The 16,880-nt window shown below is 69.9% G+C and carries 17 protein-coding genes; 6 read left to right on the top strand and 11 right to left on the bottom strand.

The window, feature by feature from the left end; genetic code table 11:
• Positions 1-104 precede the first annotated feature (104 nt).
• Positions 105-1,007 (top strand): NADP-dependent oxidoreductase, encoded by a 903-nt coding sequence (locus JNUCC0626_RS01200; protein WP_394617743.1) that lies wholly within the window; start codon positions 105-107, stop codon positions 1,005-1,007.
• Between the two features lie 25 nt (positions 1,008-1,032).
• Here JNUCC0626_RS01200 and JNUCC0626_RS01195 read toward each other — a convergent pair whose 3' ends face one another.
• Positions 1,033-1,947 carry a polyprenyl synthetase family protein gene (locus tag JNUCC0626_RS01195; RefSeq protein WP_394617742.1) on the bottom strand — a complete coding sequence of 305 codons (915 nt, stop codon included), beginning with the start codon at positions 1,945-1,947 and terminating at the stop codon, positions 1,033-1,035.
• A 179-nt stretch (positions 1,948-2,126) separates the two neighbouring features.
• Between JNUCC0626_RS01195 and JNUCC0626_RS01190 the strand changes: the two genes are divergently transcribed.
• Positions 2,127-3,089 (top strand): aldo/keto reductase, encoded by a 963-nt coding sequence (locus JNUCC0626_RS01190; protein WP_394617741.1) that lies wholly within the window; start codon positions 2,127-2,129, stop codon positions 3,087-3,089.
• Positions 3,090-3,130: 41 nt separating this feature from the next.
• Here the strand turns inward: JNUCC0626_RS01190 and JNUCC0626_RS01185 are convergent, their stop codons facing one another.
• Positions 3,131-3,286, bottom strand: a complete 156-nt coding sequence (locus JNUCC0626_RS01185; RefSeq protein WP_394617740.1) for a hypothetical protein — start codon at positions 3,284-3,286, stop codon at positions 3,131-3,133.
• Between the two features lie 89 nt (positions 3,287-3,375).
• Between JNUCC0626_RS01185 and JNUCC0626_RS01180 the strand changes: the two genes are divergently transcribed.
• Entirely contained in the window at positions 3,376-3,774 is a 399-nt protein-coding gene (locus tag JNUCC0626_RS01180; protein WP_394617739.1) for a TOBE domain-containing protein, read from the top strand.
• Positions 3,775-3,777: 3 nt separating this feature from the next.
• Here JNUCC0626_RS01180 and JNUCC0626_RS01175 read toward each other — a convergent pair whose 3' ends face one another.
• From JNUCC0626_RS01175 to JNUCC0626_RS01145, 7 genes are all read right to left on the bottom strand, one after another.
• Positions 3,778-4,968: an acyl-CoA dehydrogenase family protein gene (locus tag JNUCC0626_RS01175; RefSeq protein WP_394617738.1), complete on the bottom strand. Its 1,191-nt coding sequence runs from the start codon at positions 4,966-4,968 to the stop codon at positions 3,778-3,780.
• 1 nt (position 4,969) lies between these two features.
• Positions 4,970-5,797, bottom strand: a complete 828-nt coding sequence (locus JNUCC0626_RS01170) for a 3-hydroxyacyl-CoA dehydrogenase NAD-binding domain-containing protein (protein WP_394617737.1) — start codon at positions 5,795-5,797, stop codon at positions 4,970-4,972.
• Positions 5,794-6,513, bottom strand: a complete 720-nt coding sequence (locus tag JNUCC0626_RS01165; RefSeq protein WP_394617736.1) for an acetoacetate decarboxylase — start codon at positions 6,511-6,513, stop codon at positions 5,794-5,796. The genes JNUCC0626_RS01170 and JNUCC0626_RS01165 overlap by 4 nt, the downstream gene beginning before the upstream one ends.
• A gap of 1 nt (position 6,514) precedes the next feature.
• Positions 6,515-7,258, bottom strand: coding sequence for a crotonase/enoyl-CoA hydratase family protein (locus JNUCC0626_RS01160; RefSeq protein ID WP_394617735.1), 744 nt, complete (start codon positions 7,256-7,258; stop codon positions 6,515-6,517).
• A complete protein-coding gene (locus tag JNUCC0626_RS01155; protein ID WP_394617734.1) occupies positions 7,255-8,403 on the bottom strand; it encodes a CaiB/BaiF CoA transferase family protein in 1,149 nt (382 codons plus the stop codon). Before JNUCC0626_RS01155 ends, JNUCC0626_RS01160 begins: the two co-directional genes overlap by 4 nt.
• A 116-nt stretch (positions 8,404-8,519) precedes the next feature.
• On the bottom strand, positions 8,520-9,428 hold the full coding sequence (locus tag JNUCC0626_RS01150; RefSeq protein ID WP_394617733.1) for a LysR family transcriptional regulator: 909 nt from the start codon (positions 9,426-9,428) through the stop codon (positions 8,520-8,522).
• A gap of 10 nt (positions 9,429-9,438) precedes the next feature.
• Positions 9,439-10,374, bottom strand: a complete 936-nt coding sequence (locus JNUCC0626_RS01145) for a hypothetical protein (RefSeq protein ID WP_394617732.1) — start codon at positions 10,372-10,374, stop codon at positions 9,439-9,441.
• A 125-nt stretch (positions 10,375-10,499) separates the two neighbouring features.
• Between JNUCC0626_RS01145 and JNUCC0626_RS01140 the strand changes: the two genes are divergently transcribed.
• A complete protein-coding gene (locus JNUCC0626_RS01140; RefSeq protein ID WP_394617731.1) occupies positions 10,500-11,774 on the top strand; it encodes an FAD-binding oxidoreductase in 1,275 nt (424 codons plus the stop codon).
• Here JNUCC0626_RS01140 and JNUCC0626_RS01135 read toward each other — a convergent pair.
• On the bottom strand, positions 11,754-14,300 hold the full coding sequence (locus JNUCC0626_RS01135) for an AfsR/SARP family transcriptional regulator (protein WP_394617730.1): 2,547 nt from the start codon (positions 14,298-14,300) through the stop codon (positions 11,754-11,756). The genes JNUCC0626_RS01140 and JNUCC0626_RS01135 overlap by 21 nt on opposite strands.
• A 63-nt stretch (positions 14,301-14,363) precedes the next feature.
• Here JNUCC0626_RS01135 and JNUCC0626_RS01130 point away from each other — a divergent pair, with 63 nt between their 5' ends.
• A complete protein-coding gene (locus JNUCC0626_RS01130) occupies positions 14,364-15,986 on the top strand; it encodes a C39 family peptidase (protein ID WP_394617729.1) in 1,623 nt (540 codons plus the stop codon).
• Positions 15,987-15,988: 2 nt separating this feature from the next.
• Here JNUCC0626_RS01130 and JNUCC0626_RS01125 read toward each other — a convergent pair whose 3' ends face one another.
• Entirely contained in the window at positions 15,989-16,231 is a 243-nt protein-coding gene (locus JNUCC0626_RS01125; protein WP_394617728.1) for a hypothetical protein, read from the bottom strand.
• A gap of 63 nt (positions 16,232-16,294) precedes the next feature.
• Here JNUCC0626_RS01125 and JNUCC0626_RS01120 point away from each other — a divergent pair, with 63 nt between their 5' ends.
• A complete protein-coding gene (locus tag JNUCC0626_RS01120; protein WP_394617727.1) occupies positions 16,295-16,876 on the top strand; it encodes a TetR/AcrR family transcriptional regulator in 582 nt (193 codons plus the stop codon).
• Positions 16,877-16,880 lie beyond the last annotated feature (4 nt).

Raw genomic sequence — 16,880 nt, 5'->3', positions numbered from 1 at the left:
TCGGCTGGTCTTTCGGTCAGGGCGAACTAGCCGAAGTGCGGGGGCAGGCTCGACTCCCCCGTCGCTAGTGTTGACATGTCAACCAAACGACGAGGGAGTCCACGATGAAGGCGATCACCTACACCACGCACGGCGGACCCGAGGTGTTGAACCTGGGCGAGGCCGCGGAACCGCACGCCGGTCCCGGTCAGGTGCGGCTGAAGGTCGTCGCGGCGGCGGTCAACCCGCTCGACCACAAGATCCGCAACGGCTGGTTCCCGCAGATGACGCCCCCTCTCCCCGCGATCCCGGGCCTGGAGGCGGCCGGGATCGTGGACGAGGTCGGCGAGGGCGTCACCGGGGTGCAGGAAGGCGACGAGGTCCTCGGCTGGGTCACCGCCGGGTACGCCGAGTACGCGCTGGCCACCGACTTCGCGCTCAAGCCCGCGAGCCTCGACTGGGACACCGCCGCCGCGCTGCCCACCGCCGTCGAGACCTCGGTCCGCGTGCTGGACCTGCTGAAGGTCGGCGAAGGCGACACCGTGCTGATCCACGGCGCCGCGGGCGTCGTCGGCGCGGCAGGCGTGCAGCTCGCGATCGCGCGGGGCGCCACGGTCATCGGCACCGCGTCGCCCGCCAACCACGACTACCTGCGGTCGCTCGGCGCCACCCCGGTCGCGTACGGCGAGGGACTGGGCGACCGGGTGCGCGCGGCCGCTCCGAACGGTGTCGACGCCGTGTACGACGCGGCCGGGCAGGGCGACCTGCCGTTGTCGATCGAATTGCGCGGCGGCACCGACCGGATCGTCACCATCGCCGACCCCGCGGCCGCTGAGCTGGGGGTCGTGTTCACCGGTGGCGGTGCGCCGTTCGGGGCGCGGCTCGGCGAGTACGCGCAGCTCGCCGCCGACGGCAAGCTCGGCGTGCGGATCGCGGCGAGCCTGCCGCTGGCCGACGCGGCCAAGGCGCAGGAGCTGGTCGAGACCGGGCACGTGCAGGGCAAGGTGGTGCTCCGCCCCGCCGAGTGAGAGGCAGGGACGGCGGCCACGTGGGTCAGAGGGTGGCCGGCTGGGAGGCTGCGGTCGGCTGGGAGGGCACGACGGCGATGAACCGGTCCGTCGTCACCCTCCTCGCCAGTCCCGCCAGCTCGTCCGCCGCCGTTGCCCTCGGCGTGCACTGCCGGAGGTGGTTGAGGGCACGCGCGAGCAGCAGGTCGGCCTGCTGCTCGCACCACCGCAGCCCGCCCGCCTCCACCAGCGCCGCGTGCGAGTCGGGTCCGTCGATCTCGACGCCCGCGTTGAGCGCCACCACGACCGGCAACGTGCGCCGTCCGGCGGCCAGCGCGTCGTGGACGCCCCGCACGTCGTCCACGTGCTTACGGGCCAGGCCGATGTCGTCGCCGAACTGCCTCAGGTGCGCCGCCTGGCTCGCGGTCGCTCCCGCCGCCAGGGCACCGAGTTCGCACGCCGCCGCCGGGAGCGAGCTGTGCTTCGCCGCCGCGACACCGAGGTGTTGCGCCATGTCCGTGTCGCCGGCCTCGTCCATGTCGATCTCCTGGACATAACCGTCCACAACGGACATGAGGGCGACGTTGAGGATCATCACGCCGGACTTGCCGAGACGTGCGCAGGCCAGTGACAGCAAGGCATCCGCCGCCGAGACCGTCCTGTCCGCACCGAACACCTCGCGCGCGCCGGTGCGGCCCATCAGCCCGGCGTGCAGCTGTTCGTGCAGGTGCGCGAACTCCAGCGCCACCGCGATCGACGACGCGTCGGCGTCCCCGAACGCCGCCGCGGACAGCAGCACCAGCGCGGCCGCCGAGAAGTCCTGGCTCGCCAGGCCGTGCTCGACCACCTCGCGCGTCTCGTCCGGCAGCGCGTCGAGCGCCGCCCGCACCAGCGGGTCGACCGCCGCACGGGTGCGGGCCAGCATGTCCTGCGGCGGCGCGGCCACGTCGATGCTCGTCATGCGCTGTCCTCTCGAGACCCCAGGGGAACGACGCTAAACCTGCTGATCAGACGAACAGGCGCGAACGCCACTGTCGTGTTAAAGAGAGGCACCTTCCGGCGAGCGCGACTAGGTTGATGTTGAACGGGCTGTCGTCACCATCACCCGACCGTGATCGTCGTTTTCTTGAGAGGCTGACCGTGCGGTACACCAAGCTCGCCGGCATGGACGTGTCCGAGATCTGTCTCGGCATGATGAGTTACGGAGATCCGAAGCGCGGCGGCCACCCGTGGTCGTTGCCGGAGGACGAGTCCCGGCCGCTCATCAAGGCCGCGGTCGACGCCGGGATCAACTTCTTCGACACCGCCAACGTCTACTCGGACGGCTCGTCCGAGGAGATCACCGGCCGCGCGCTCAAGGACTTCGCGCGGCGCGACGAGATCGTCCTCGCCACCAAGGCGTACAACCGGATGCACGAGGGCCCGAACGGCGCCGGCCTGTCCCGCAAGGCGATCTTCGCCGAGATCGACAACTCGCTGCGCCGGCTCGGCACCGACTACGTGGACCTGTACCAGATCCACCGCTTCGACCCGACCGTGTCGCTGGAGGAGACCCTCGAAGCGCTGCACGACGTCGTGAAGTCCGGCAAGGCGCGGTACATCGGCGCGTCCTCCATGTACGCATGGCAGTTCGCCAAGGCGTTGTTCACGCAACGGCAGAACGGCTGGACGCGGTTCGTGTCGATGCAGAACCACTACAACCTCATCTACCGCGAGGAGGAACGGGAGATGCTGCCGCTGTGCGCGGACCAGGGCATCGCCGTGATCCCGTGGAGCCCGCTCGCCCGCGGCAGGCTGGTGCGCGACTGGGACGCCTCGACCGCCCGCACCGACACCGACGAGTTCGGCAAGCGCCTGTACCTCGACTCCGACCGCGAGATCGTCGAGACGGTGGCGGAGATCGCGGCGGCGCGGGAGGTGTCGCGGGCGCAGGTCGGGCTGGCGTGGCTGCGACGCAACCCGGTCGTGACGGCGCCGATCTTCGGCGCGACCAAGCCGGGCCAGCTGGCCGACGCGGTCGCGGCGGTCGACTTCGAACTCACCGACGACGAGGTGCGGCTGCTGGAGTCCGGCTACCGGCCGCGCGGTATCGCAGGGCACTGAACAGGATCGGGCACCCGGTGCGGAACCGGGTGCCCGAGCGCTCAGCTCACTCCGTGCTCCGCGGCGAGCCGCCGGAGGTTCGCCAGATCGGCTCCGTGCACGTCAGCCGCGTACGCGTCCTTCTGCTCGGCCGCGACACGCGTGGCCTCCTCCGCCTGCTCGATGCGGGCGAGGAGGTTGTCCCTGAACTCGTTCATGCATCACGACCTGTCGGATTGAAGAGTTCCCTGCGCCTGGCACCGTACCCGTCCGGCTCCTGGTCAGACGCGGGGCTAGGCTTCGCTTCGTGCCGAATTTGCGGATCAGCGAGGCCGCCGTGCTGCTCGGGGTCAGTGACGACACCCTGCGCCGGTGGATCGACCAGGGCCGCCTCGCGTCCGTGGTCCTGGACAACGGACGCAAAGGCGTCAGCGGGACCGAACTCGCGGAGTTCGCGCAGAAGATGACCGAGGTCGTCGAGCCCGGCGCGACCGTGGCCGCGTCGGCCCGCAACCGCATGAAGGGCATCGTCACGCGCGTGCTGAAGGACGGCGTGATGGCCCAGGTCGACATGCAGGCCGGGCCCTTCCGCGTCACGTCCCTGATGAGCCGGGAGTCGGCGGACGAGCTCGGCCTGGAGGTCGGCAGCGTCGCGGTGGCCTCGATCAAGTCGACGCACGTGGTCGTCGAGATCCCCGAGGCCTGAGACCTACACGAAGGCGCTCTCGCCGGTGATCGCCTTGCCGACGATCAGCGTGTTCATCTCGCGGGTGCCCTCGAACGAGTAGATCGCCTCGGCGTCGGCGAAGAAGCGCGCCACGTCGTAGCCGAGCACGATCCCGTTGCCGCCGAAGATCTCCCGAGCCCAGGCGACGACCTCGCGCATGCGAGACGTCACGAACGCCTTGGCGAGCGACGAGTGCTCGTCCTGGAAGATGCCCGCGTCCTGCAACCGGGCGAGCTGCACGAGCATGCCCCACGACGCGGTGATGTTGCCCAGCGACTGCACCAGCTTGTCCTGCACCATCTGGAACCGCGCGATCGGGCGGCCGAACTGCTCGCGTTCCTTGGCGTAGGCCAGGGCCAGTTCGTAGGCGCCGATCATCACGCCGAGGGCCTGCCAGGCAACGCCGCCGCGGGTCGCGCGCAGGATCTCGGCGACGTCGCGGAACGAGTTGATGTTCTGCAGCCGGTTGGCTTCGGCGACGCGCACGTCGGTCAGGGTGATCTCGGCGTTCTCGACGATCCGGAACGCGATCTTGCCCTCGATCTTCTCCGCGACGAAGCCGGGCGTGCCCTTCTCGACCACGAAACCCTTGACCTGGTTGTCTTCCAGGTCGCGCGCCCACACGATCACGTAGTCGGCGAAGGTGGCGTTGCCGATCCACTTCTTGGCGCCGTTCAACACCCACGTGTCGCCGTCGCGCCGGGCCGTGGTGCGCATGCCGCCCGCGACGTCGGAGCCGCCGAGCGGTTCGGTCATCGCGAACGCGCCGATCTTGTCCATCGCGGCCATCGCCGGGAGCCAGCGGTCGCGCTGCTCCTGCGAGCCGCCCGCGTAGATCGAGTACATCGCGAGTCCGTTGTGGACGCCGAAGAACGTGGCGATCGACGCGTCCGTGCGGGTCATCTCCATGGCCAGCATGCCGGTGAGGAGGTTGCTGACGGCGGCGGGGTGCTCGCCGTAGCCCTCGTAGGACAGGGCGGTGAGTCCGGCGCCGCGGAACTTGCCGATCAGCTCGTGCGGGAACTCGCCCTTGGCCCAGTTCTCGTTGACCAGCGGCTTGATCTCGGTGGTCATGAACTCGCGGGCGTTCAGCAGGATCTTGCGCTCCTCGTCGCCGAGCAGCGCCTCGTAGTTGTAGAAGTCGGCGGTCAGCTGGTCTTCGAGGCGGTTCATGTCAGTTCTCCTCCAATGCCGTCAGAACGGCGAGTTGCCTGCGGTCGCGCGTCTCGGCGAGGTCCGAGTACGTGGAGGAGCCGTAAGCGTCTTCCACGGCCTTGATGAGCCGTTCCGGATCTTGTGCGGGGGTGCCGAGTTCGAGGCCCTGCATCGACCTGCCGATGTGCTGGGCGAGGTGCCGGTAGCCGCCGGGGCCGCCACCGAGGTGGGCGCCGAGGAACGGCCCGACGGTCGCCCAGCGCAGGCCGAGCGACTTCGTTACGACCGTGTCGAGGTCCTCCGGCGTGACAACGCCCTGTTCGACCAGGTAGGCGGCCTCGCGGGAGAGCGCGGCCTGCAGGCGGTTGCCGACGAAGCCGGGGATCTCCCGGCGTTCCACGACCGGGCTGCGGCCGAGGCCGCGGTAGAACTCGACGGCCCGGTCGACGGACTCCTCGGTGGTCTGCTCGCCGGGTACGACCTCGACCAGCGGGAGGACGTGCGGCGGGTTGAACGGGTGCCCGATGAGGACACGCGAGCCGTCGATGCCCTGGGTGAACGCGGTCGACGGGATCGCGGACGACGAACTGAGCAGCAACGCGTGCTCCGGCGCTGCCGCGACCAGTTCGGCGAACAGGGTCTTCTTGAACTCCAGGTCCTCCGGGCCGTTCTCCTGCACGACGTCGGCGTCCCGCACGGCTTCGGCGACGGTCCGCGCGACCTCGACGCCCTCGGGAACGGCCAGGTCCGGGCGGGGATCGAACACCTTGACGCTGTGGCCGTGCGCGGCGAACAGGCGGGCCCACGAGAGGCCGATGACTCCGGCACCGATGACTGCGGTCTTCACGCTTCCTCCAAGTAGTTGTGGACCGGCTTGGCGGGAGCGAGCGTCAGGTCGGTGATGACGTGGCTGGCGGACACGACCTCCAGCACCGGGAGGTCGGCGAGCGGCGCGAGGACGTGCTGGAACAGCTGCAGGCGCGCCGGACCGGTGTACGCGGCCTTGACCACGACGTCGGTGATCTCCGTGCGCACGAGCTCCTGCACCCGCAACGAACCGTCATAGTCAGGGATCGTCTTCAGCATGAAGGTCGGAACCGTGATCTCCGCCTCAGCCTTCCGAGTGTCCAGTTCGTACTGCTTGTAACCCATCGTCGCCGTGGCGACCCTGATCGTGCCGTAGTCGAGGGTGCCGACCAGGGCGCCGCTGTCGGCGTAGAGGCTCGGCTTGCCCATGACCTTCGGGTACGCGCTGACCTCGCGGCCGGACGCGGTGGCGGCGAAGCTGTCGAGGTACATCGCGTGCAGGTACTCGCCGCGTTCGCCGTCGAGGACGACCGGGATCGCCTGCCCGGCCTCGGTGTACGGACCGTAACCGGTGACGTCGTTCATCTTCATCACCTCGAACCGCACGAGCGGCTCGTCGATCTCCAGCGGCTGCGGGACGACGGCCCTGAGCGCCTCGGGATCGGTCCGGTAGACGATGTTGAGGTACTCGCGGTCGAAGAACCTCGGCTGCACGGCGGGAAACGCCGGAGCGGTGAGTGGTGTGATGCCCAGCATGTCAGCGTCCTGTCCACTGTGGAGCGCGACGCTCGGCGAACGCGGTCATGCCCTCGCGGACGTCGGCCGTGGACATCAGGCGGGCGCTGGCGATGCGTTGCGCGGCCCAGGGGTCCTGGGAGCGCACGACGTCCTTGACGGCGGCGAGCGCCAGCGGGGCGTTCACCGCGATCTGCTCGGCGAGCTGAAGTGCGATCGCGGCGGCCTCACCGGCCGGCACGACCCGGTTGGCGATGCCGAGCGTGCCCGCGCGGACGCCGTCGATCGGTTCGCCGGTCAGCAGGATCTCCATCGCGAGGTGGTGCGGGATCCGTTGCGGCAGGCGGACCACTCCCCCGGCGGCGGCGATCAGGCCGCGCTTGACCTCGGGCAACCCGAACCTCGCGTCCTGCGCGGCGACGATCAGGTCGCAGGCGAGTGCCATCTCGAACCCGCCGCCGAGCGCGAAGCCCTCGACCGCGGCGATCAGCGGCTTGCTCAGTTCCGCCTCGGTGAGACCGCCGAGGCCGCGGTCGCCGACCACCGGCGACTCGCCCTTCAGCGCGGCCTTGAGGTCCATGCCGGCGCTGAACGAGCCGCCCGCGCCGGTCAGCACGCCGACGCGGAGTTCGGGGGTGGTCTCCAGTTCGTCCAGGGCGGCGGCGAGTTGCGTCGCGACGGCCGCGTTGACGGCGTTGCGGGCCTCGGGCCGATCGATGGTGATCAGCAGTGCCGAACCGACGCGTTCGGTGCGAACCTCGCTCATGCCAACTCCTTGAGGACTTCTTGGGTGTCGGCGCCGGGCAGGGGTGCCAGGCGGCGGACGGTGGCGGGCGTGGCGGAGAACCGGACCGGGATGCCGATCTGACGGATCGCGCCTTCGCTCGGGTGCTGCACTTCTTCGAGCAGGTGGCCGTCGCGGACGTACGGGTCCTCGTGCGCCCTGTCGAGTTCCAGCACCGGTCCGAACGGGATGCTGTGCTTCGCGCACACCTCGGCCCATTCCTCAGTGGACAGTGCGTTCGCGCACTCGTCGACCAGGCCCATCAGGTCGTCGCTGTCGTCCGGGTCGATGCGCTCACCGGCGACGCGCGGGTCCTCGACCAGGTCGGGCCTCCCGGCGGCGGCGAAGAAGTCGCGGAAGTTCTGCGGGTTGTACGGGACGACGCACGCGAGGCCGTCCTTGGTGTGCACGGCGTGGTGCCCCTTGGCCATCGAGAGGTTGAAGCCCGTCGGCCCCTCCGCCGGCACGAACGCGTGCCCGGCGAGGTGTTCGACCAGGTTGAACGCGATCATCGTGTCGGCCATGGGGATCTCGACGCGCTGGCCTTCACCCGTGTTGTTCCGGTGCACCAGCGCGGCGAGCACGCTGTAGGCGATGGTCAGCGACGACACCTTGTCGCCGATGATCGTCGGCAGGTAGACGGGCCTGCCGAGGGCGCGGTTCGCGATGTCGACCAGGCCGGACGCGCCCTGGATCGTCTCGTCGTAGGCGGCGACGCCGGCGCGGTCGGAGTCGCCGCGGAAGCCCTGGGCGTGGGCGTAGACCAGGCCGGGGTTGCGTGCGGCGACGTCGGCGTAGTTCAGGCCGAGCCTGCTCAGCGCGCCCGGACGCATGTTGGTGATCAGCACGTCGGCCGTGTCGATCAGCTTGAGCGCGGTCTCGCGGTCGTCCTCGTCCTTGAGGTTGAGCGCGACGCTGCGCTTGTTGCGGTTGACGTTGAGGCTCAACGCGGTCATGCCCGGCGTGGTGCGGTAGCGGCCGTTGCGGACGGTGTCCACCGGCGACTCGATCTTGATCACGTCGGCGCCGAGGTCTCCGAGGATCTGGGCCGCGTACGGGCCCATCACCACGGTCGAGAGGTCGATCACGCGCACGCCGTCCAGCGGACCGGCGGTGATGTCCTTCATCGTTCGTCCTTTCGCACCTGTTCGTTTTCCTGCACCACCGAAGTTAGTACCGGGCGAACGGAAAGGGAACGATCATGTCGCGAACAATGGTATGACCACAGCGGTCACACCATTCCCTATTTGATTATCGGCTCCGCGAAGATTTCTTTTGCCGCGTCGACGAGGTCGTCGAGGTCGCCGCCTGCGGCCCGGTCGCGACGCCAGAGCAGGCCGGTGTCGAGCTGCGCGCGGAAGTCCTCGAACGGCAGGATCGCCATGTTCTCCAGCTGGTAGCCGCGCATGGAGCTGTCCTCGTCCAGCATCGAGACGGAGAACCCGAGGCCGCCCGAGACGATCTCCGAGGTGCCCTGGTAGCCGGTGTTGCTGAGCTGGATGCGCTTTTTGATGCCCAGTTCGGCAAGTTGCCGGTCGAGGATTTCGAAATAGGCTGGCATTATTTCTTCCGGTGACTTCGCGTACGCGAGTTCGGTGAGATCGGCGAGTTTGACCGATTTCTTCCCTTCGAACTGGTCGGCCGGGACGACCGCGCCGAGCCGCTCGGACATGACGTGCAGGGTGTCGAGCGAGGCCTCCTGGATCGGGAGCCGCGCCAGGGTGAGCGCCAACCTGCCGTCCTTCACCGCGGCCACGAGGTCCGTGGTCGTGCCGGGCCAGCGCTTGACCTCGAAGCGGTCGGCGACCTGGTCGGCGAGCGCGGTGAGGCGTTCCCGGAGTGCGGGGTGGACGCCTGCGGGCATGCCGACGAACACGGTGGTGCGGTCGGGTTTCGTGGCCTGGTCGAGGCGCCAGCGGATGGAGCCGACGCGGTCGAGGACGTCCCGCGCGATCGGCAGCAGGGCGGTGCCGGCGGGCGTCAGCGCCACGTGGTGGGTGCTGCGGTCGAACAGCGGGCGACCCAGCTCGTGCTCCAGGTCCTTGATGCGCTGGCTCAACGGCGACGCGGCCATGTGCAGTTTTCGAGCGGCCGCCGAGAAGTTCAGCGTCTCGGCGACCGCGACGAAGTACCTGAGGTGCAGCAGTTCCACGAAAGCCAGACTAGGCCTTTCGGAGTACGAACTCGTCGCTGCGGGCTCCCGACTGCAACACGTCCAGCCTGCCCGCCAGCGCGTAGACACCGCACGGGGTCTGCGCGAGAGTGGTCGGTGCCTTGTCCGGCCAGGCGGTTTCATTCACGATTTCCACCGTCTGCCAACGATCCTGCGTGCGCACCTCGACGAGCCGGTTCGCGGCGGTGTTGTCGACGAGCAGCAAGCGGTTGCGGCCCAAGGCGAGCAGCCCGTCGGGCGCACCGATCGGGGCGGTGACCGTAGTGACGTCGCGCGGGTTGCTCAACGGGATCACCGCGAGCTTGCGGGCCCCGGACAGGGCCGCGACCAGCTTGTCGCCGACGTACACGATGCCGTTGAGGCCCCAGCCCCCGGTCGGCGGCTGCGCGAGGTCGGGGTGCTGGACGAGGGGCGTGGCGCGGCCGTTCGGCGTGACCCGGTGGACGGTGCCCGAGATGGAGTCGGTGACGAACGCCGTGCCGTCCGGGGCGAGCGCGACGTCGTTGGCGAAGTGGCCGGGGCCGGTGGCGAGCGTGACGCGGTGGATCGCCTTGCCGGTGCGCAGGTCGTAGATGCCGAGCCCGGCGAACGCCCTGGTGGTCTCCGGCTTGCTGCGGTCGGCCAGCCCGAGGTCGGCGTTGGCGACGAGCACGCGGCCGCGGCGCGCGTCCACCGCGAGGCCCATCGTGGTGATCAGCCACGGGTCGTCGACGAGGGTGCGGGCCTGGCCGCCGACGACCCTCGACACGGTGCCGTGCGTGACGGACCCGACGAGGAACTGACGGCGCAGCGGGTCGTACGCGACGCCTTCGGGGTGCAGCGACGGGCCGTTGCCGGTGATCACCGGCGGGCAGGGCGAGCCGGCGGCGTCGGCGGTGGCCGGGGTGAACACGAGGAGCAGCAGCGAGATCAGGATTCTCGTCATCCTGCCGATCCTCACCGCGGTTCCGGCAGTCGGCTACCGACTTCCGTCCCCACTTGTTCACCGGTTCGAGTAGTCCTGCGCGCGCGTGGGCGTTTCCGGCGGGCGGCCGTTTTATCGTGCGCGACGTGTCCATCGAGCAACCCGCCGCCTTCCGTTCCCGCGTGATCACCGACGTCGTCCGGCCTTCGAGCGTGGACGAGGTCGTCGGCGTCGTCCGCTCCGGCCGGTCGTTGCACCCGTTCAGCAAGGGCCACAACTGGGGCCTGGGCTCGGGTCTGCCGGTGCGGGACGGGGCTGTGGTGCTCGATCTGTCCGGGCTCGACCGGGTGCGCGTGATCGACGTCGACCGCGGCTTCGCCGTGATCGAGCCGGGGGTGACGCAGGGCGCGCTGGCGGAGTCGTTGCGGGGCAAGCCGAGGATCTTCAACCTCACCACGTCCTCGATGCACACCAGCGTCGTCGGCAATGCCCTGGAACGCGGCTTCGGCGTCCACCGCTCCCGCTCCGAGGACCTCGTAGGCCTCGAAGTCGTGCTGGCGGACGGTTCCGTGGAGCACGTCGGCTGGTGGCCCGGCGCGTCCGCGACGCCCCGCCCGCACGGCCTCGGCCCGTCGCTCACGCACCTGTTCACGCAGTCGGCGTTCGGGATCGTCACGGCCGCTGTCGTCCGGTTGCTGCCGCGACCGGAGGAGGTGCGGCTGCTGCCGTTCACCTTCGACTCCGACGACCTGGCCGACGCCGTGGACACCCTGCGGGAGTGGACGGCGCAGCGCCTGATCCCGCCGACCACCAAGCTCTACAACCCGGTCGCCGCCCAGTCCGGCGGCTACCTCGCGCACGTGTGCCTGAGCGGCGCGGGCGAGGTCGTGGAGGCGCTCAGCTCGGTTCTTCGTGGTGTGGCAGCGGATTCGCCGCTGATGGAGGGACCTGCCGTGGACGCGGCGGTGCGGGGGACGTACGCGGGCGATCCCGACCCGGCCGACACCTGGTTCGTGCGGCGGACGATGGGATGCCCGGCGGACCGGCTGGACGCCGAGGCGGGGATGCTGATGTTCCTGCCGGTGGTGCCGTTCACCGGCGCGGCGCTGGCGTTGACGGAGAAGCTGATCCGCGACTGCTGCGCCACTCTGCCGGCGGTCACGGTGAACGTGCACGACTTCGACACCGTCGACCACGTGATCGCGCTCGCGTTCCCGGCGCACGACTCCGGTGCTGTTGTCGAGGCGCGGGAGGCGTTGGGGCGGATGAGGGAAGCGTTTGCGGCGCAGGGGTTTCTGCCGCACCGGCTGGACGTCGACCGGCCGGGTGCGTTGACGAGGTTGCAGGCTCGGATCGGGAACGCGCTGGACCCGGACGGAGTGTTCGCGCCGAGCAGGTACTCAGGAGCCCAACGCGGCTAGCTTGCGAGCGGCTTCCGTCTCTCCCCAACGAAATCCGATCCGGCGCGACAACTCCACGGCCTCCTCGTACGAGGCCTTGGCGTCCGCCACCCGCCCGGCGAGCTCGTGCACGATCCCGCGGTCGAGCAGCACGCCTGCCTCGATCTGCCGGTCCCCCACCGACCGGGCCAGCCGCAACGCCTCGTCCGCCAGGTCGAGGGCCCGGTCCAGGGACCCGAGCTGGCGGTGGGCGTCGGCCATGTTCGCCAGTGCGTGCAGCTCGCCGGATCTGTCCCCACACGCCCGCAACGTCGCCAAAGTCTCCTCGTAGCAGGCCAATGCGGCCGGGAGATCACCCAGCGCCGCGTGCACGAGGCCGAGGTTGGTGCGCACGTAGGCCGCGCCCTGGGCGTCGTCGAGCTCCTCGCGCAACGTCAGCGACGCCTCCAGCGACGTCAGGGCGGCGGGCAGGTCGCGGCGGCGCCAGTGGGCGATGCCGAGGTTGTTGAGCGTCACGGCTTCCAGCTGCCGGTCGTGCAACGCGCGGGCCAGCTCCAGCGCGGCCGTCCAGTGTTGCTGGGCCTCGGTGAACTTGAAGCCCCGTTCGCAGGCCGCGCCGAGTTCCTTCAGTGCCAGCGCTTCTGCTCGCAGGTCGCCCAGCGTGCGGGCGGCTTCCAGTGCCAGCGTGTTGAGCGCCGTCCAGTCGGCAACCTCCGAGCGGCGGCGGAAGTACCAGGACAGGCCCTCGGCGAACGCGACCGCGCCCGCCGGGGAGGCCTGGTGGGCGGCGGCGAGGAGGTTGTCGCGTTCCTCGGCGAGCCAGAGGTCGGTCGGGTTGTCCGCCAGGGCTTCCAGGTAGTGCTTGTGCAGGCGTTCGAGGGCGAGGGTGCGTTCCTCGGACGTCTCGGTGGCGCGGCAGCGTTCGCGGGCGAAGAGGCGCAGCAGGTCGTGCAGGGCGTAGCGGCCCGGCACCGGTTCCTCGACGAGGTGCGCGTCGGCGAGTTCGGCGAGGAGGTCCTCGACGTCCGGCACGTCGGTCAGGGCGCGGGCGGCGGCGACCGCGAAGTCCGGGCCGTCGAGCAGCCCGAGCAGGCGGAAAACCCTGGCCACATCAGCGGATCCGAGTTCGGCGTAGCTGACCTCGAACGCCGAGCGGACCGCGACGTCGCCCAGTCGCAGCTCGTCGAGGCGGCGGGTCTCGTCGGCCAGGCGAGCCGCGAGCAGCGGGGCGGTCCACTGTGGACGGGCGGCGAGCCGGGCTCCGGCGATGCGCAGGGCCAGGGGCAGGCCGCCGCACCAGCGCACCAGGTCGGCGGCGTCCTCGACGCGTCCGGCGACGCCCTCCAGCAGGCGGTAGGCGTCTTCCAGTTGCAGGGCACCGAGTTTGACGTACGAGGCGCCGTGCAACGACGTCAGCGGGCGGCGCGAGGTGATCAGCACCGCCGAGCCGGGGCCGGTCGGGAGCAGGCGTTTGACCTGACCTGCGGTGGCAACGTTGTCCAGCACCACGAGCAGACGGCGGGACGCGGTGAGCGAGCGGTAGCGCAAGGCTTCCTCGTCGCCGGGGCGTTCGCCGAGGGCGCGCAGGAACTGGCTCAGCACCCGCTCGGACGCGCCGTCGGAGAGGTCGGCGTAGAGCTGACCGTCGGGGAAGCGCGCGGTGATCTCGTGCGCCGCCCGCACCGCCAGCGCCGACTTGCCGATGCCCGCCTGGCCGGTGATCACGCACACCGCGACCCGGTCCTGGCGCAGCTGGTTCTTGATCAGGGTAAGTTCGCGGGAGCGGCCCGCGAACGTGACGACGTCCGGTGGCAGCTGCCGGATCGCCGCCGCCCCAACGGGTTTCGCGCGCAGGATCTCGGCTTGCAGGCGCCGCAACGACTCCCCCGGCTCGACGCCGAGTTCGTCCTGCAACACGCGTCGGCACTCCTGGTAGGCGGCGAGCGCCTCAGCGGCCCGGCCCGCGCGGTGCAGCGCGATCATCTGCAGCTCGCGCAGGCGTTCGTGCAACGGGTGTTCGCGCACCCATTCGTTGAGGTCCGCGCCGATCTCGACGTGCCGGCCCAGGTCCAGCTCGGCCTCGGCGCACTCGACACGTGCGGCGAGCCGGAGTTCCTCCAGCTGCGCCACGACTCCGCGCAGCAGCCCGGACGCGCTCAGGTCGGCGAGGGCGGGACCGCGCCACAACGCGAGCGCCTCGCGATAGGCCTGCGGTGTGCGTTCGCGGCGGGCCACGTCGAGCAACTCGGTGAAGCGGGTCAGGTCGAGCTCGGCCGGGTCGATCGACATCAGGTAGCCGGGGGCGCGCGAGAGCAGCCGCGAGCCCACGATCTTGCGCAGTTGGTAGACGTAGACCTGGAGGTTCTTCAACGCCGTCTTGGGCGGGGCGTCGTCCCACAGCACGCTGATCAGCCGGTCGACCGACAGCACCCGGCCCGGTTGCGCGAGGAGCAACGCGAGCACCGCTCGTTGTTTGGGCGGCCCAAGGCCCAGCCGCACGCCGTCGTCGGCGTAACACTCGACCGGCCCGAGCACCCGGAACTCCACAACTCCCGATCGTAACCACCAACCGCATACCGGACGCATGCCACGCGCCAGGACGTCGGCACCATGACGAAAACCTCACTGGCCCTGGTGCTGGCACTCGGCACAATGGCCGCCGCGGTGTCCCCCGCTCAGGGCGTCGAGCCCTACTCCTCCAGCCCGGCGGAGTCGCACGCCGTCCGTGCGGGCTCCGGTTACGACGTGGTCGTCGGCGGCGTTTCGAGAGCCTCTTTCGCTGTCAGCGATCCGGCATACACGGTCCGTTCGACGTCTTCTGCCGATGGCGCCTATGCGGCTGTGATCTCAGACTTCGACGGCACGAGCGGCGGCTCGTTGCACACCGTCGACCGCTACGGCAAGAAGCGCTTCATCGCCCGTGGCGCGATCACGTCAGCCGTGTTCCACGGCTCGACGCTCGCCTACGCCGATGGCGAGAACGTGGTGGTGGACGGCGTCGTCGCGGGCAAGCTCAAGGGCCGCGCACCGTCGTTGCTCGGCTTCACCACCGACGGCACGGGCCTGCTCGCCGTCGAGCACCCGGACGTGGCCGACGACAGCACGTTCGTGGGTTCGCTGGTGCGGTTCGACCTGAAGTCCGGCGCCGCGAAGCCGCTGATCAGCTCAGGTGCAGAGGCTTTGTACCGCGACTTCAAACTGGTCGACGTCGAGGGCAAGCGGCACGTCAGCTTCATCAAGCACAACGAGATCTACCGCTGCGGCGGCGCCGAACCGCAGTGGCTCGGGCTCGCGTCGGAGAACGGCGAGGTCACGTCGCTGATCGGCGAGACGAAGCACCACTACCGCAGCGCGGTGTGGAGCACCGACGGCGCGCGGGTGGCGTACGAGGTCATGGGTTGCGTGTCGGACAAGACGCTCGGGCCTGACCAGTACACGGCGTTCAACGGCGTCTACGTGCAGGACCTCGGTTCCGGCAAGGCTTCCCGGGTCGTCGAGGGCCTGTCGTTCACCCACGCGCTGACCGGCTTCGACGGCGCCGAGGCCGTGATCGGCAGTGCCACCCGCGGGTACGTGAAGGCGTCGGGCCTCAAGGCCTCCGCCCTGGACGGCCAGGTGACCACGATGGGCCGGCTGAACCGCGCCGAGTACATCCACCAGCTGTGGGACACCCGCAACGACTTCAACGGCAACTCGTCCTGCGGCCCGACCAGCGCGGTCATCGACCTCGTGACCTACCAGCTGCCCAACGAGTTCGGCGTGCAGGTGTCCCAGCCGTTCTCGCACTACTCGAAGTGGGGCCGCTACATCACCGACGAGTTCTCGAACCGCGGCACCACCTTCAACCGCACGATGGCCGACTGGGGCCGCACCGGAGCGTGGAAGGGCGCGCACGGCTGGATCACCGGCTACTACTGCGGCGGCAACCCGGCCCGCCCCTGCGCCTCCTGGGAGTCCGAGCGCGACTTCCTGGCCCGCAACGGCGCCGCCGTCCAGCAGGGCAACTTCACCCCGGCGCAGGTCCGCGCGTTCCTCGACCAGGGCAAGTTCGTGATCATGAGCGGCACCTGGGGCTCCACCGCCGGCCACCTGTCCGTGGTGATCGGCTACCACGACAACGGCCAGTTCTACGTCCACGACACCTATGGCGCGGGCACGGACGGCAGCTACGACGGCGCGAACCAGCTCTACAGCTGGAACTACATCGCACCCGTCCAGATGTGGGCTGCCTGATTTCACTTGGTGCCGGGCGACTCTCCTTGTGGAGGGTCGCCCGGCGCCGGGGTTTCCGGGGTTTTCTGCGCTTCGGCGTGGACCTCGACGTTCGTGCGGTGGGCCACCGGGTCCCAGATCTCCTCGAACGGGGCCATCAGCGACTGGCCGCTGCCGGTGCGGCGGGCTCTTCTCGCGTACCAGGTGAAGGCGGCGAGGGTGAGCGGCAGGCTCAGGAACGCGGCCAGGCCTGCGACGAGGTCCATGGTTTCCGACTGTACAGTGACACTCTGTTTCCAGAAACACTGTGTTACTGAAGTGGGGCTGCAGTGCGGTTGACCAGGGCTGAGACGCAGGCGCGGACCCATGCCGGGTTGCTGACCTCTGGGCGGCAGGTGTTTCTTCGGCGGGGGTTTCTCGCGGCGACGGTCGAGGAGATCGCCGCCGACGCCGGGTACACGCGGGGTGCGGTCTACAAGCACTTCGGCGGCAAGGAAGGGCTGTGGCTCGCCGTCGTGTCGGCCGATGCCGGGACACACCTGGAGGGGTTGCGTGCCGCGCTCTCCCAGACCACTTCGGTGGACGAGTTGGTCGCGGTGTTGAGCGGGGTCGCGGACGCCGAGGCGGCGAAGTGGGCGGCGGTGGCGGCGGAGGTTCTTGCTGCCACCGCGGCACAACCCGAGATCTCAGCTCAGATCGCCGCCGTGCAGGAGGAGCACGACGCGCAGGTGACCGCACTCCTGGAGGAGCATGTGGCACGGCTGGGGCTCATGCCCGCGATGCCGGTGCGACAGGTGGTCGTGCTGCTCGGGGCGCTCGGGATCGGCCTGGCGCTGCGTCAGGCGTTCCTGACCGGGACCGATGCGCGAACGGTCCTGTCGCACGTGCTGAAGTCGGCGCTTACTACTTGACGGC

Origin of the sequence: Lentzea sp. JNUCC 0626 (genome assembly GCF_043632865.1) — a bacterium.
Taxonomy (GTDB): domain Bacteria; phylum Actinomycetota; class Actinomycetes; order Mycobacteriales; family Pseudonocardiaceae; genus Lentzea.
The sequence above is the reverse complement of the archived record's forward strand: the minus strand, read 5'-3'. Positions and strand labels throughout refer to the sequence as shown.

Coding starts and splice junctions, on each gene's coding strand:
- JNUCC0626_RS01175 (WP_394617738.1), bottom strand. CDS start 4,968: ATGAACCGCCTCGAAGACCAGCTGACCGCCGACTTCTACAACTACGAG.
- JNUCC0626_RS01165 (WP_394617736.1), bottom strand. CDS start 6,513: ATGCTGGGCATCACACCACTCACCGCTCCGGCGTTTCCCGCCGTGCAG.
- JNUCC0626_RS01130 (WP_394617729.1), top strand. CDS start 14,364: ATGACGAAAACCTCACTGGCCCTGGTGCTGGCACTCGGCACAATGGCC.
- JNUCC0626_RS01160 (WP_394617735.1), bottom strand. CDS start 7,258: ATGAGCGAGGTTCGCACCGAACGCGTCGGTTCGGCACTGCTGATCACC.
- JNUCC0626_RS01145 (WP_394617732.1), bottom strand. CDS start 10,374: ATGACGAGAATCCTGATCTCGCTGCTGCTCCTCGTGTTCACCCCGGCC.
- JNUCC0626_RS01125 (WP_394617728.1), bottom strand. CDS start 16,231: ATGGACCTCGTCGCAGGCCTGGCCGCGTTCCTGAGCCTGCCGCTCACC.
- JNUCC0626_RS01200 (WP_394617743.1), top strand. CDS start 105: ATGAAGGCGATCACCTACACCACGCACGGCGGACCCGAGGTGTTGAAC.
- JNUCC0626_RS01155 (WP_394617734.1), bottom strand. CDS start 8,403: ATGAAGGACATCACCGCCGGTCCGCTGGACGGCGTGCGCGTGATCGAC.
- JNUCC0626_RS01195 (WP_394617742.1), bottom strand. CDS start 1,947: ATGACGAGCATCGACGTGGCCGCGCCGCCGCAGGACATGCTGGCCCGC.
- JNUCC0626_RS01185 (WP_394617740.1), bottom strand. CDS start 3,286: ATGAACGAGTTCAGGGACAACCTCCTCGCCCGCATCGAGCAGGCGGAG.